Consider the following 14,100-nt stretch of genomic DNA (forward strand, 5'->3'; position numbering starts at 1 on the left):
GGCGCTACCGGGCAGTGGTCAGACGGCGGAACGGAAGGCGGGCAGGTATCCGCCCGACTGTCCGGCGGCCTTGGGGTGGTAGGAGTTGTAGACCGGAACGGACAGGCTGTGCAGCCAGGAGTCCGCCGAACAGATCTCGTGGCCGGTGAACTCGTCGACGACACTGGAGAAGGTGAATCCCGCGTTCGCCGCCTGCTTCGCCAGAACACCGTTCAGGGTGTCGGAACCCCGATTGATCGCCGCTCGCTCGGTCTCGCTGAGTCCGGCGACACAGCTTCCGGACAGCTTGTAGAACCTGGGGTACCCGAGGACCACCACGCGCGCCTGGGGTGCGCGGCTGCGGATGTCCCCGTAGAGGGCGGACAGGCCCCCGGGAAGCGTGCCGTTCATCTTCGTGATGGCGGTGTTGACGGCCGCGACGCAGGTGGCCTCGCTGTTGAGCACGCATGTCTGCATGATGTCCGCGAACCCGACGTCGTTGCCGCCCGCCGTGACGCTGACGAGGGTCGTGGTCGCGTTCAGGGGGCCGAGCTGGCCGCTGCGGACGGATCCGGTGGTCGCACCGGAGCATGCGGTGAAGGAGAACGAGGAGGGGGAGTTGGCCGCTGCCCACAGGGAGGGGTACGAGTTGGTGCTGCGACGGCAGTCGCCGCTGTCCGAGAGGTAGCTGCCGGCGCCCACGCCGGAGGAGTACGAGTCGCCGAGGGCCACGTAGCGGTGGCCGGCGGCGCCGGCCGGCTGGGCGATTCCGAGGGCCGTGGCGGCCATGGCGAGCGCGGTGGACGCGGACAGCGCGATTCTTCGCCAGAGCATGGCGATCAGCCTCAAATCCAGAGCGTGGGGGGTGAGTTGATTGAACGCGACACTTCTAGCAGGGCGCATGTACCGGCGGGTAGCCCCTGGCGCGGATGTCGTCCGCTTTGGGCGCATGTTTAATTCTCCGCGCGTAGATGCGTCCTGATTGCGCCACATACGCGCGACGAGCGGCGTCGACCCCGCGGGCGGGCTCGGCGGCAACAGGCCGCTCGTCGACGGCGCTTCGGCATCGGCGGCGTACGTCGCTCTCTCGCCGAAACCTGTCGCCCGACCTCTTGTCGGGGCGCCTTCGCCTCTCTAATGTGAACCTTCAAATTCCAGGGATGCCATGGCCCTGGCTTCTTGAGGGGCAAATTTTGAACGATCAAATTCGTCTACGGGGCGGCCCGCCGGTCGGCTACCTCGACTACGCCCGCGTCGGCCCCCTCACCCCCGAGTCCGCCACCGCGCTCGCCGACGCCGTCACCCTGGCCGGCCGCTGCGCACCCGGCGACATCGACCGGCTCTTCGCCCTCAGCGACGCCGCCCGCGTCTCGGCGGCCCGGCTCCTCGACGCCCGCCCCCACGAGATCGCCCTCGCCCCGTCCACCAGCAACGGCCTCTTCACCGCTGCCGCCGCCCTGCGCGGACCCGGAACCGTCCTGGTGCCCCGGGACGAGTTCCCCGCCAACGTCTACCCCTGGCTCCGCTTCGCCGGGCGCGGCGGCCCCGACGTGCGGTTCGTCGAACCGGACCGGCAGCGGCACATCACCCCCGACCTCCTGCGCCGCCACCTCACCCCCGACGTCACCGCACTCGCCGTCAGCGCCGTCGACTCGCTCACCGGACACCTGGCGCCGCTCGCCGCCCTCAAGGAGGTCCTCGGGCCGGACCGCCTGCTGATCGTCGACGCGATCCAGGGACTCGGCGCCGTCCCCCTCGACGCGGACGCCGCCGACATCCTCGTCGGCGGCGGCCAGAAGTGGCTGCGGGCCGGCTGGGGAGCAGCCCTGCTGCTGATCCGCGACCGGTGCGCCGAGCGGCTCACCCCCGGGCTCGGCGGCTGGGCCGGTGTCACGGAGCCCTTCGCGGCCCACCATCCGGCAGCGCCGCTGCCCGGGGCCGCCGCGCACCTCGCCACCAACCCGGACTTCCCGGCCGCCGCCGCCCTCGGCGCGGCCCTCGACTCGCTGCTCGCCCAGGGCGGTCCCGCCGCCCTGGGCACCCGGATCCGCGCCACCCTCACCGAACTCCTCGACCGTGCGCGGCGGGCCGGCGCGGATGTCCTGCTGGACGGACTGGGGGAGCGGGAGCGGGCCGGCATCGGCACCTTCCGCCTCCCCGGCCACGACCCCGCCGCCGTCCACCTCGCCCTCGAAACGGCGGGCGTGACCACCACGCGCCGCGGCGAGTGGATCCGGCTGTCGCCCCACGCCACCACGACGCCCGCCGCGCCGGAGCTGTTCGCCGACGCGCTGGGCGCGCTCACCCGGCACGGGAGCCACATCCCCGCGAGCGATGCCCCCACGGGCCACATCCCCGCGAGCGGTGTCCCCACGAGCCACGTGGCCACGGGTCATGTCCCCGCGAACCACGTGCCCACGGGCCATGTGCCCGCGAGCCACATCCCCGCCAGCCACATCTCCACGAGCGATGTCCCCAAGGGCCATGTCCCCGCGAACCACGTGCCCACGAGCCATGTGCCCACGGGCCATGTGCCCACAAGCCACGTGCCCACGACCCACATCCCCACCACCCCCGACCGCCCCCGTAGCCAGGAGCCGACATGTCCCACCACGCCCACCCCCTGACCCGCCGCCGGATACTCCAGCTCGCCACCGCCTCCGCCGCCGGACTCGGCCTGACCGCCTGTGGCAGTGGCGGTTCGGGTGGGGGTGCCGGTGGGGCCGACGGGGACAGCGGGCCGATCACGGTCTGGAGCTGGACCACCGCGGCCGAGGCGCTGCGGGGCGTCGTCCCGTCCTTCGAGCGCGACAACCCCGGGATCAAGGTCGACGTCCAGGACCTCGGCAACCCCGCCATCTGGGACAAGATCACGGTCGGTCTCGCCTCGGGCGGCAAGGGCCTCGCCGACGTCCTCCACATCGGCGTCGACTACCTGCCCGGCTACATGGAGAAGTTCCCGCACGGCCTCGCCGACCTGTCCCGGCTGGGCGCCGACCGGCACAAGGACGCCTTCGCCGACGGCCTGTGGCCGACCGTCGTGGGCAAGGACGGAGCCGTCCACGCCCTCCCGTGGGAGGTCAACCCGCTGGGGCTGTTCTACCGGCACGACTACTTCGAGAAGGCCGGCGTCGACCCCGCGTCGATCACGAGCTGGGACGATCTGATCGCCGCGGGGCCGAAGATCCGCGCCGCCACCGGCGCGCTGCTGCTCGGGCTCGACATGCCCGGCTCCAACCAGGACGTGGACTTCTTCCAGAACCTGATGCAGCTCCAGGGCGCCTTCTACTTCGACGCCGAGGGCAGGGTCACGCTCGCCTCCCGGCCCGCGGTCGAAGCCCTCACGGTCATCAAGCGGCTCAACGACGCCGGCCTCGCCTCCGACATCGCGGGCGAAGGCACCTGGAAGCGGCTGGTCGGCCAGGGGAAGCTGGCCACCGCCCCCGACCCGGCCTGGGCCGTCGAGTACCTGGCCACCAAGTTCCCCGCGCAGAGCGGCAAGTGGCGGGTGATGCAGCCGCCCGCCGCCGTGCCCGGGGGAGGGCGCAGCGCCCTCGTCAACTCCACCTACCTGGCGGTGTCCGCCACCAGCAAGCGCCGCAAGGCCGCCTGGCGGTTCATCGAGTACGCGCTGACCAAGCCGGCCGAGATCAACCGGATGTTCGCCTCGGGCGGCGTCTTCCCGGCCCTCAAGAAGGCGTACGACGACCCGAAGTTCAGCGCGCCGCACCCCTTCTACGGCGGCCAGCGGGTGCTCCGTTCGTTCGTCTCCTCGCTCGGTTCGGGGACGAAGGCCACCAACTTCACCGGCGACTACAGCCGGGCCCTGAAGTTCGCCGCCGACGCCCAGACCCAGGTCCTGCTCAAGGGCGCCGACCCGGCCACCGTGCTCAAGGCCGCGGCCGATCAACTCGCCCAGCAGACCGGCCGGAAGCTGGCGGGCTGACCATGTCCCTCGCCCCGTCCGAACACCTGGGCGCCACCGGGGACTCCGCGGGTTCCGACCCGGCGGACCGAGCCGCCCGGAGACCCGCGGTACCGGTCCCCACGCGCCGACGGCCGCGCCCCGGCTCCGCCCGTCCCACCGGTCGCCGCCGGCTGCTGACCCGCGGCTCCCTCCCGTACGTCCTGATCATGCCCGCCGTGCTGGGTTTCGCCGTCTTCAAGGCGTACCCGATCGCCGCCTCGTTCTGGATCAGTCTCACCACCGGCAACGGCGACTCCCAGCGCTTCGCCGGACTCGCCAACTACCGGCGCCTCCTGGCGGACCCGCTCTTCTGGACGGCGCTCAGGAACACCGCGCTGATCCTCGTCGTCCAGGTCCCGCTGATGCTCGGCCTGGCCCTGCTCGTCGCGCTCGGCCTCAACCACTCCAAGGTGTGGCTGCGCCCGCTGTGGCGGCTCGGTGTCTTCATCCCGTCCCTGACGGGCCTGGTCGCCACCGGCGTGATGTTCTCCGTGATCCTCAACCGGGACGCCGGACTGCTGAACTGGGTCCTCTCCCTGTTCGGCGTCGACCGGGTCAACTGGCTCGGCAGTTCCTTCTGGGCCCGTATCGGCGTCGTCCTCGTCCTCACCTGGCACTACACCGGCTACAACGCGGTGATGTACCTCGCCGGCCTCCAGGGCATCCCCAAGGAGCTGTACGAGGCCGCGATGGTCGACGGCGCCGGACCGGTCCGGCGCTTCCTCTCCATCACCCTTCCCCAGCTGCGGCCGATCCTCCTGCTCACCGTCGTGCTCTCGACCATCGGCACCCTGCAGCTCTTCGACGAGCCGTACGTCCTCACCGGCGGCGGCCCCGACAACGCCACCCTGACGGTCACCATGTATCTCTACGACAACGGCTTCAAGTACTTCGACTTCGGTTACGCCTCGGCCCTCGCCTACGCCCTCGCACTGATCGTGTCCGTGCTCGGCGTCCTCCAGGTCCGCCTGATGGGAGAGCGCCGATGAAGTCCCGCGCCCCTCTGCTCACCGTCCTGCTCGCGGGTGCCTTCGGGCTCTGCGTCGGCCCGTTCTACTGGCTCGCCATGGCCGCCACCCAGGACGACAAGGACGTGTTCTCCTGGCCGCCCAAGCTGCTGCCCGGCGGCCACCTCATGGAGAACCTCCAGGGCCTCCAGGACTCCATCGGCCTGACCCGCGTCCTGCTCAACAGCCTCGTCGTGGCGGGGCTCCAGACCGTCGGCGCGGTCGTCGTCTCGGTGCTGGCCGGCTACGCCTTCGCGAAGTTCGACTTCCGGGGACGCAACCTGTTCTTCGTCCTGCTGCTCAGCACCCTGGTCATCCCCGACACGGTGATGCTGATCCCGATCTTCCAGATGATGATGGACCTGGGCCTGATCGACTCGTACCAGTCCGTCATCCTGCCCGGCCTGGTCACCCCGTTCGGCATCTTCCTGATGCGGCAGGCACTGCGCTCCATGCCCGACGAACTCCTCGACGCGGCCCGCGTCGACGGGGCGGGCGAGCTGCGGGTGCTGTGGCGGATCGTCATCCCGGTCAACCGGCCGGTCATCGCCGCGCTCGCGCTGTTCGTCTTCCTCGGCGGCTGGAACCAGTTCGTCTGGCCGCTGATCGCGCTGCGCAGCCCCGAGATGCAGACGCTGCCCGTGGCCACCGCCACCCTGCAGGGCCTCTCGACCACCAACTTCGCGCAGGTCCTGCTCGCCGGCGCCCTCGCCGCCATCCCCGTGATGGCCCTCTTCCTCGTCCTGCAGCGCCAGTTCATCTCCGGCCTGCTGGCCGGCGCGACCAAGGAGTGACCGCCGTGACCACCACCGCCCCCCAGCCCGTACCGGCCTGGCGGCCGAACACGCCGGGGGAGGACGCCTCCGGCACCGCCCGCCCCGTCGTCCACCGCAACCTGGCCACCGACCTGCTCCACTCCACCGGGGCCCCGCTCACCGTCCACCTCACCGGGCTCGGCGGCGCCGGCTGGCAGGCGGCCGTCAGCCGGGTCGCCGACGGCGTGGCGCTCGTCGAGGTCACGGCGACGGAAGCGGTCACCGTCCGCGCCGAATGGCGGGTCCCCTGCGTCGGGGCCGTGGCCTACTGGACCCCCGACACCAACGCCACCCGCTGGCTCCCGCCCTCCTGGAGCGCCCCGCGCACCGTCTCGCTCGCCCTGGGCGCCCCCGTCGCCAGCCTGGTCGGCACCGGCGACCGGGCCCTGTGCACCGCCGCGGCGGGCGAGACGACCGCGCCCGTACGGGTCGGGGCCGGCGTGGTGGAGGAGAGCGGCGAGTTCGCGTTCACCGTCGAGCAGGAACTCGCCCCGGGCGGGCCCCCGTTGCGGGTGCGGATCGACCTCAGCGGCCGGCACTTCGCCGCGACCCTGCGGGCCGTCACCGACTGGTGGGCGGCCGAGGGCCCGGAGCACCCCGGCGTCGCGCCCGCCGCGCGGATGCCCGCCTACTCCACCTGGTACAGCCTCCACCAGAACGTCGACACCGCGACCGTCGAGCGGCAGGCGGCCCTGGCGGCCGCCGTCGGCTGCGACAGCATCATCGTCGACGACGGCTGGCAGACCGCCGACCGCGCCCGCGGCTACGGGCACTGCGGCGACTGGGACATGAACCCGACGGCCTTCCCCGACCCCGCCGGCCACGTCGCCGAGGTGCGGCGCCTCGGCCTCGCCTACCTCCTCTGGTACGCGGTGCCCTTCATCGGGCGCCACAACGAGGCCTGGGACCGCTTCAAGGGCCTGATCCTTCGCGAGACACCGCGCCTGGACGCGGCCGTCCTCGACCCCCGGCATCCCGAGGTCCGCGGCTACCTGATCGACAAGATCGCCCGTGCCGTCGAGGAGTGGGGCATGGACGGCGTCAAGCTGGACTTCCTCGACCTCTTCGCCGTCGCCGAACCCCCGCCCGCCCCGGCCGGCGCCGATCACGACACCGTCCACGAAGGCGTACGCCGGCTCGTCGCCGACCTCGACGCCCGGCTGCGCCGCGCCCGGCCCGACGTGATCGTCGAGCACCGCCAGCCGTACGTGGGCCCCGGCCTCTGGCCGTACGCCACCATGGTCCGCGCCACCGACTGCCCGCTCAGCCCGGCCGAGAACCGCCAGCGCACCGTCGACTGCCGGCTCGTCGCGGGACCGCTCGCCGTCCACGCCGACATGATCATGTGGCACGCCGCCGAGACGCCCGAGGCGGTGGCCGTCCACCTCGTCAACGCGCTCTTCTCGGTCCCGCAGATCTCCGTCGACCTCGGCACCCAGACCCCGGACCAGCTCGCCACGCTGCGCTTCTGGCTCGGCGTCTTCCGCCGGTACGCCGACGTCCTGCAACTGGGTGCCCTGGAGCCCACCCGCCCCGACCTCGGCTACCCCCTGATCCGCGCCCACGACCCCCGTACCACCGTGGTCGCGCGCTACGCGCCGCTGCCCGTGGCGCTCCCGGACCGGGGCGAGGGGGAGGCCCCGTGGACGCTGCTCGTCGCCAACGCCGACAGCGACCCCACGGTGCTCCTCACCGCCGCACGGCCGGAACGGGCCCTCGCCCTCGTCCAGGACTGCCGTGGTGAGATCCTGTCCGAGACCGCGCTCGACCTCGTCGCCGGGGTGAACCCGGTGACCGTGCCGACCGGCGGACTGCTCACCCTGACCCGCGAGGACTGAACGACGGCGGGCCGGGGCGGCGCCGACGCCGTCCCGGCCCGCCGGCCACCCCGCCCCCACAGAGGAACGATGACCGCTCACCAGGTGACCATCGAGGACGTCGCCCGCGCGGCGGGTGTCTCCCGCCAGACCGTCTCGAACGCCCTCAACGCCCCGCACCGGCTGCGCGCGACCACGCTCGCCCGGGTCACCGCCGCCATCGAGGAACTCGGCTACCAGCCCGACCAGTCCGCCCGCAGCCTGCGCACCGGCACCCGCAAGGTCATCGGCTATCCCGCGCCCGCCGACAACCCGGCCGACCCCAACCCGCTGATGGGCGGCTTCCTCCAGGCCCTCGTCAGCGCCGCCGACGCCGTCGGGCACCGCGTCCTGCTGTTCCGCTGCGACCCCCAGCAGGGCGCCGGGGCCGTCGCCAAGTCCTTCAACGGGCTGATCGCCGCCCGCCAGGTCGACGGGTTCGTCCTCTCCGACGTCGTCCACGACGACCCCCGGGTCGACGTGCTCGCCGAGGCCGGGTTCCCGTTCGTCGCCTTCGGCCGTACGGCGCCCGGACGCCCGCAGAACTGGGTGGACATCGACTCCGCCGCCGCCACCGCGGACCTCGTGGGCCTCCTCCTCGGCCAGGGCCACCGCAGGATCTGTTACGTGAACTCCGCGGCGTCCCTGCCCTGGCTGGCCGACCGCCGGGCCGGCCTGCTCCAGGCCGCGGCCGCCGCCCCCGACGGCGCCTTCGAGGTCGGCGTCCCCGACGACGACCCGGCCGCCCTCTCCCAAGCGCTCCAGCGCCTGCTGGCCGGCCCCGACCGCCCCACCGCCCTCGTCTGCGCGAGCGACTGGCTGGCCCTGCCCGCCTATCAGGCCATCCGCGCGGCCGGTCTCACCGTCGGCGCCGACGTCGCCGTCACCGGCTTCAACGACATGCCGCTGTGCACCCTGCTCCAGCCCACCCTCACCAGCGTCCGCCTACCCCTGCCCGCCATCGCGCAGGCCCTCCTCGACCGCCTGATCAGCGCCGTCGAGGACCGCGACGCGACCGCGACGCAGGGGCTGCTGCTCCCGGCGGAACGCGTGGTGCGCGGCAGCACGCCGAGCCGCTAGGTGTATTGATCACGAGCGTTGTTGACACTGGTCTGGTCTTGAACATGGCGAAGACCTCCGGTGTGGTGGGAGCTGTCTAGGAACTCACCGCACGGAGGTCTTCGTGCCCCACCGTAATGCCCGGCTGACCGTCTTCGGTAGGAGACTGCTGGTCGAACGTGTCTGCTCTGGCCGTCCGGTCGCCCATGTGGCCGCCGAGATGGGCATCTCCCGGGCCACGGCCCACAAGTGGATCCGCAGGTGGCGGTCCGAGGGCCAGGCCGGCCTGCATGACCGGTCGAGCCGGCCACGCACCACCCCGCACCGGACCGCGGCCGCGATGGAAGAGCAGGTCTGCGAGCTGCGGCGGACCCGCAAACTCGGCCCCGCCCGGATCGGTCCGATCCTGGGCCTGCCCGCATCGACCGTCCACCGGATCCTGACCCGCCACCGGCTCAACCGCCTGGCCTGGCTCGACCGCCCCACCGGCACGGTGATCCGCCGCTACGAACGCGACCGTCCCGGCGAACTCGTCCATGTCGACGTGAAGAAACTCGGCCGGATCCCCGACGGCGGCGGACATCGCGTGCTGGGCCGGCAGGCCGGCCGGGCCACCCGCTCGGCCATGGGTTTCGACTACGTCCACTCCGCCGTCGACGACCACTCCCGCCTCGCCTACAGCGAGATCCACCCCGACGAGAAGGTCGCGACCTGCGCGGCCTTCCTGGCCCGCGCGGCCGCGTTCTTCCAGGCCTGCGGCATCACCCGCATCGAACGCGTCCTGACCGACAACGCCTGGGCCTACCGCAAGGGCCTGGCCTGGAAGACCGCCCTGGCCGACCTCGGCGCGACCGGCAAACTCACGCGTGCCTACCGACCGCAGACCAACGGCAAGGTCGAACGCTTCAACCGCACCCTGCTCGACGAATGGGCCTACCAGCGGCCCTACACCTCAAACCACGAACGGACCGAAGCCCTGGCAGACTTCCTCCACACCTACAACCACCACCGCTGCCACACCGCACTCGACGGACACCCACCCATCACCCGCGTCAACAACCTTCCGGGTCAATACAGCTAGGGCGCTACCCGAGCGCCGCGCGGGCGCGGTTGAGGTAGTCCCGGAAGGCCGTGCGCTCGCGGGCGGCGAAGCCCTTCAGCATCTCGTCCTCCAACTCCCGGACGGCCGGGGCGTGCAGGTCCAGCAGGGCGCGCCCGGCGTCGGTGAGGCCGATGACGTGGCGGCGCCGGCTCACCGGGTCGGGGGTCCGGGTGATGAGGCCGCGCCGCTCCAGCGCGCCGACCAGGTCGGACATGGACTGGGGGGTGACGAAGGAGTTGCGGGCGAGCTCGGCCGCGGACATGCCGTCCCGGCGTTCGAGCACGGTCAGCGCCGTGTACTGGAGGGCGGTGACCCCCGAGGGCTTGAGCAGCTCGTCGAGCCGGGCGCGGGTGGCCAGCTCGACCTGCTTCACCGAGTACAGCAACGACGGCGGAGCGACGTCCTTCACTTACTCTCCCCAACGCCAGGAATCCTGTCGAATCCCCATCATCAGGAATCCTGTCGAAAATTCTAGCCCACCCCCCTTGCCCGGCGGCGGCCCGGCCTTCGATACTCAGGATTCCTGATGATTGAGGAGCTTTCCCTTGAGCACGCTTTCCATTGACCGGCGCGACGGAATGGCGGTCCTGACGCTCTGCCGTCCGGCCAAGCGCAACGCCCTCGACGACGCCACGGTGCTGCGCATCGAGGAGTTCTTCCGCAAGCCCGGCCCCGACGTGCGGGCCGTCGTCCTGGACGCCGAGGGCGACCACTTCTCGGCCGGACTCGACCTCGGCGAGCTGACCGAGCGCTCCACCGAGGAGGCCCTGGAGCACTCGCTCATGTGGCACCGCGTCTTCGACACCATCGAAGGCGGCCGGGTCCCCGTGGTCGCCGCCCTGAAGGGCGCGGTCATCGGCGGCGGCCTGGAACTTGCGGCCGCCGCGCACCTCCGCGTGGCCGACCCGACCACGTTCTACGCCCTCCCGGAAGGGCAGCGCGGGCTCTTCGTCGGCGGCGGCGGATCGGTCCGCGTCCCGCGCCTGATCGGCGCCCACCGGATGGCGGACATGATGCTCACCGGCCGCGTCCTCGACGCCGCCGAGGGCCAGGCAGCCGGCCTCTCGCAGTACCTGACCGGCGAGGGCGGGGCGCGCGCCAAGGCCCTGGAACTCGCCGAACGCATCGCGTCCAACGCGCCTCTGACCAACTTCGCCGTCCTCCAGGCCCTCCCCAGGATCGCCGAGGCCTCGCCGGCCGGCGGCCTGCTGCTCGAATCCCTCATGGCGGCCGTCGCCGCCGGCAGCGGCGACGCCCAGGCACGGATGCGGGCGTTCCTGGACGGCCGCGCCGCGAAGGTGACCGCCACGAAGGAGACCGGCACGCACGGGACCGGCACGCCCGGCGGCGCCGCTCCGCGGGCCGAGGCCCCCGCCGCGCAGGCCACCCCCGGAAAGGCCGCCCGATGAGCGAGATCCTCAGCACCCCCGGCCCCACCGTCAGGGACGACTCGGAGATCGGCCGCTACCTCCGCTGGCTGGAGACGGAGCGACAGCTGAGCTTCCCCGACTACGCGAGCCTGTGGCAGTGGTCCGTCACCGACCTGGCCGGCTTCTGGTCCTCGGTCTGGGAGTTCTTCGACGTCCGCCCGCACACCCCGCCCACGGCCCCCCTCGGCCGCACCTCCATGCCCGACACCGAGTGGTTCCCCGGCGCGACCCTCAACTACGCCGAGCACGCCCTCGGCCGCGACGAGGACCTCGACGCCGTCGCGGTCGTCGCCCACTCCCAGACCCGGGCGCCGGTCGAGCTGACCTTCGGCGAACTCCGCGAGCAGGTCGCCAGGGCCCGGGCCGGGCTCCTGCGCCTCGGCGTCGGCAAGGGCGACCGGGTCGTCGCGTACCTGCCGAACATCCCCGAGACCCTGGTGGCCTTCCTCGCCACCGCGAGCATCGGCGCCGTCTGGGCGGCCTGCGCCCCGGAGTTCGGCTCCCGCAGCGTGGTCGACCGCTTCGCCCAGCTCGAACCGAAGGTGCTGCTGACCGTCGCCGGCTACCGCTACGGGGAGCGCGCCATCGACCGCCGCGCCGAGGTCGCCGAGATCGCCGCCCGACTCCCCACCGTGGAACGGATCGTCCACGTCCCGTACGGGGAGAACACCCTGCCCGACGCGCTGAGCTGGACCGACCTGCTCGCAGGGCCGGCCGGGACGGCTGAGCGGCCGGAACTCGCCTTCGAGGCCGTGCCGTTCGACCACCCCCTGTTCGTGCTCTTCTCCTCCGGGACCACCGGCATCCCCAAGGCGATCGTGCACCGGCACGGCGGCATCCTCGTGGAGCACCTGAAGAACAACGCGCTCAGCTGGGACCTGAAGCCGGGCGACCGGATGCTCTGGTTCAGCACCACCGCCTGGATGCTGTGGAACACCCTCGTCTCCGCGCTGCTCGTCCGCGCGTCCATCGTCATGATCGACGGCAACCCGGTCCACCCGGACCTGCGCGAGCAATGGCGGATCGCGGCGGAGACCGGCGCGACACTGATGGGCGTGAGCCCCGGCTACCTGATGGCCTGCCGCAAGGCCGGGATCAGGCCCACTGAGGAGTTCGACCTGTCGCGGCTACGGCAGCTCGGCGCGGCGGGCAGCCCGCTCGCCGCCGACGGATTCCGCTGGGTGGCCGAGCAGTTCGGCGACCGGGTGCTCCTCAACGTCGGCTGCGGAGGCACCGACGTGTGCACCGGCATCCTCCAGGGCAGCCCGCTCCAGACCGTGCGCGCCGGCGAGATCTCCGGGCCCTGCCTGGGCGTCGCCGCCTACGCGTACGACAGCGAGGGCGAGCGGGTCGTCGGCGAGCTGGGCGAGCTGGTGATCACCGAGCCGATGCCGTCGATGCCCGTCGGCTTCTGGGGCGACACCGACGGCTCCCGCTACCGGGCCGCGTACTTCGAGGAGTACCCCGGCGTGTGGCGGCACGGCGACTGGGTGCGCTTCGCACCCGAGGGCCACTGCGTCGTCGCCGGCCGCTCCGACGCCACCCTCAACCGCGGCGGGGTCCGGCTCGGCACCGCCGAGTTCTACGCGGTCGTCGAGGACCTGCCCGAGGTCGACGACAGCCTCGTCGTCCACATCGAGGACCCCGAGGGCGGCAACGGGGAACTGCTGCTCTTCGTCACCGGGCCCGAGGAGCTGGACGACGCCCTCCGTACGCGCATCGCCCGAACGCTGCGGACGGCGCTGTCGCCGCGGCACGTCCCGGACGTCATCGAGCGGGTGCCCGCCATCCCGCGCAACAGGACCGGCAAGAAGCTGGAGGTCCCGGTCAAACGCATCCTCCTCGGCGCCCGCCCCGACTCCGTCGCCAGCACCGACGTCCTCGCCGACCCGCACTCCCTGGACCCCTTCGTCACGTTCGCCGCGGCCCGCGCGGCCGGACACGCCGTTGACGGGGCCGCCGGCAACCCCGCCCAGGGCGGGAGGAGCGCGTCATGAAGGTCGCCGTCGTAGGGACCGGAGTCATCGGCGCCTCCTGGACGACCCTCTTCCTGGAGTACGGGCACGAGGTCGTCGCGACCGACCCCGCACCCGGCGCGGAGGCGCGGCTCCGCGCGGCGGTCACCGCCCCGCAGGAGCGTCTGTCCTTCACCCCGGACCTCGCCGAGGCCGTCGCGGACGCCGGCTTCGTCCAGGAGAACGGCCCGGAGCGCCCCGAGCTGAAGGACGAGGTCTTCGCCGTCCTCGACGCCGCCGCCCCGCCCGGCACCATCCTGGCGAGCAGTTCCTCGGGACTGCTGCCGTCACGGATCCAGCAGGCCTGCGCGGCCCACCCCGAACGGGTCCTCGTCGGCCACCCCTTCAACCCGCCCCACCTGATCCCGCTGGTCGAGGTCGTCCCGGGCGAGCGGACCTCCGAGGGCGCCGTCGATGCCGCCATGGCCTTCTACCGCACCCTCGGGCGCCACCCCATCCGGCTTCGCCAGGAGCTCCCCGGCCACGTCGCGAACCGGCTCCAGGCGGCGCTGTGGCGGGAGGCGTACTCCCTGGTCGAGCGGGGCGCGGCGAGCGTCGCCGACATCGACGCGGCCATCGCCCACGGCCCGGGCCTGCGCTGGGCGCTGCTCGGCCCGTTCCTCAACCAGCACCTGTCGGGCGGCCACGGCGGCATCGCGCACGTCCTGGAGCACCTCGGCCCGCCGATGGAGGAGTGGTGGGCCGACCTCGGCGCCCCCCGTCTCACGCCCGAACTGACGCGCGCGATCACCGAGGGCGTCGCCGATGAGCTGGGCGGCACGCCGGAGGCCGAGCTGGTCGCCGCGCGCGACACCCTCCTGAACCTCCTCCTCGACGCCAAGAAGAGGACCGACCACCTGTGAGCACCCC

Annotated in this window: 12 protein-coding genes; 10 read left to right on the top strand and 2 right to left on the bottom strand. The window is 72.6% G+C overall.

What is annotated here, in order from left to right; all coding sequences use genetic code 11:
- Nucleotides 1-18: 18 nt before the first annotated feature.
- Nucleotides 19-813, bottom strand: a complete 795-nt coding sequence (locus ACZ3ZE_RS27040; RefSeq protein ID WP_361179414.1) for an SGNH/GDSL hydrolase family protein — start codon at nucleotides 811-813, stop codon at nucleotides 19-21.
- A gap of 359 nt (nucleotides 814-1,172) precedes the next feature.
- Here ACZ3ZE_RS27040 and ACZ3ZE_RS27045 point away from each other — a divergent pair, with 359 nt between their 5' ends.
- From ACZ3ZE_RS27045 to ACZ3ZE_RS27075, 7 genes are all read left to right on the top strand, one after another.
- The gene (locus ACZ3ZE_RS27045; RefSeq protein ID WP_467261034.1) at nucleotides 1,173-2,606 is read left to right on the top strand and encodes an aminotransferase class V-fold PLP-dependent enzyme; all 1,434 of its coding nucleotides are present in this window, start codon (nucleotides 1,173-1,175) and stop codon (nucleotides 2,604-2,606) included.
- Nucleotides 2,582-3,925 (top strand): ABC transporter substrate-binding protein, encoded by a 1,344-nt coding sequence (locus tag ACZ3ZE_RS27050; protein ID WP_361179418.1) that lies wholly within the window; start codon nucleotides 2,582-2,584, stop codon nucleotides 3,923-3,925. The genes ACZ3ZE_RS27045 and ACZ3ZE_RS27050 overlap by 25 nt, the downstream gene beginning before the upstream one ends.
- 2 nt (nucleotides 3,926-3,927) lie before the next feature.
- Nucleotides 3,928-4,935, top strand: a complete 1,008-nt coding sequence (locus ACZ3ZE_RS27055) for a carbohydrate ABC transporter permease (protein WP_361628231.1) — start codon at nucleotides 3,928-3,930, stop codon at nucleotides 4,933-4,935.
- Entirely contained in the window at nucleotides 4,932-5,747 is an 816-nt protein-coding gene (locus tag ACZ3ZE_RS27060; protein ID WP_361179422.1) for a carbohydrate ABC transporter permease, read from the top strand. The genes ACZ3ZE_RS27055 and ACZ3ZE_RS27060 overlap by 4 nt, the downstream gene beginning before the upstream one ends.
- Before the next feature lie 5 nt (nucleotides 5,748-5,752).
- Nucleotides 5,753-7,606 (top strand): glycoside hydrolase family 36 protein, encoded by a 1,854-nt coding sequence (locus ACZ3ZE_RS27065; RefSeq protein WP_467261036.1) that lies wholly within the window; start codon nucleotides 5,753-5,755, stop codon nucleotides 7,604-7,606.
- A 69-nt stretch (nucleotides 7,607-7,675) separates the two neighbouring features.
- A complete protein-coding gene (locus ACZ3ZE_RS27070; protein WP_361179427.1) occupies nucleotides 7,676-8,704 on the top strand; it encodes a LacI family DNA-binding transcriptional regulator in 1,029 nt (342 codons plus the stop codon).
- Nucleotides 8,705-8,807: 103 nt separating this feature from the next.
- On the top strand, nucleotides 8,808-9,764 hold the full coding sequence (locus tag ACZ3ZE_RS27075; RefSeq protein ID WP_467261038.1) for an IS481 family transposase: 957 nt from the start codon (nucleotides 8,808-8,810) through the stop codon (nucleotides 9,762-9,764).
- Between the two features lie 4 nt (nucleotides 9,765-9,768).
- On the opposite strand, the gene ACZ3ZE_RS27080 is transcribed toward ACZ3ZE_RS27075, so the two are convergent.
- Nucleotides 9,769-10,194 carry a MarR family winged helix-turn-helix transcriptional regulator gene (locus ACZ3ZE_RS27080; protein ID WP_361177177.1) on the bottom strand — a complete coding sequence of 142 codons (426 nt, stop codon included), beginning with the start codon at nucleotides 10,192-10,194 and terminating at the stop codon, nucleotides 9,769-9,771.
- A gap of 136 nt (nucleotides 10,195-10,330) precedes the next feature.
- On the opposite strand from ACZ3ZE_RS27080, the gene ACZ3ZE_RS27085 reads away from it, so the two are divergent.
- Genes ACZ3ZE_RS27085 through ACZ3ZE_RS27095 form a run of 3 tightly spaced genes read left to right on the top strand, consistent with a single transcriptional unit; the run spans nucleotide 10,331 to nucleotide 14,093 of the window.
- Entirely contained in the window at nucleotides 10,331-11,194 is an 864-nt protein-coding gene (locus ACZ3ZE_RS27085) for a crotonase/enoyl-CoA hydratase family protein (RefSeq protein ID WP_467261040.1), read from the top strand.
- Nucleotides 11,191-13,212, top strand: coding sequence for an acetoacetate--CoA ligase (locus tag ACZ3ZE_RS27090; RefSeq protein ID WP_467261042.1), 2,022 nt, complete (start codon nucleotides 11,191-11,193; stop codon nucleotides 13,210-13,212). The genes ACZ3ZE_RS27085 and ACZ3ZE_RS27090 overlap by 4 nt, the downstream gene beginning before the upstream one ends.
- Nucleotides 13,209-14,093 carry a 3-hydroxyacyl-CoA dehydrogenase NAD-binding domain-containing protein gene (locus ACZ3ZE_RS27095; protein ID WP_467261044.1) on the top strand — a complete coding sequence of 295 codons (885 nt, stop codon included), beginning with the start codon at nucleotides 13,209-13,211 and terminating at the stop codon, nucleotides 14,091-14,093. Before ACZ3ZE_RS27090 ends, ACZ3ZE_RS27095 begins: the two co-directional genes overlap by 4 nt.
- The last annotated feature ends 7 nt before the right edge of the window (nucleotides 14,094-14,100 follow it).

The sequence above is a fragment of the Streptomyces sp. NPDC023157 genome (genome assembly GCF_055560575.1).

Coding starts and splice junctions, on each gene's coding strand:
- ACZ3ZE_RS27040 (WP_361179414.1), bottom strand. CDS start 813: ATGCTCTGGCGAAGAATCGCGCTGTCCGCGTCCACCGCGCTCGCCATG.
- ACZ3ZE_RS27050 (WP_361179418.1), top strand. CDS start 2,582: ATGTCCCACCACGCCCACCCCCTGACCCGCCGCCGGATACTCCAGCTC.
- ACZ3ZE_RS27055 (WP_361628231.1), top strand. CDS start 3,928: ATGTCCCTCGCCCCGTCCGAACACCTGGGCGCCACCGGGGACTCCGCG.
- ACZ3ZE_RS27060 (WP_361179422.1), top strand. CDS start 4,932: ATGAAGTCCCGCGCCCCTCTGCTCACCGTCCTGCTCGCGGGTGCCTTC.
- ACZ3ZE_RS27070 (WP_361179427.1), top strand. CDS start 7,676: ATGACCGCTCACCAGGTGACCATCGAGGACGTCGCCCGCGCGGCGGGT.
- ACZ3ZE_RS27090 (WP_467261042.1), top strand. CDS start 11,191: ATGAGCGAGATCCTCAGCACCCCCGGCCCCACCGTCAGGGACGACTCG.
- ACZ3ZE_RS27095 (WP_467261044.1), top strand. CDS start 13,209: ATGAAGGTCGCCGTCGTAGGGACCGGAGTCATCGGCGCCTCCTGGACG.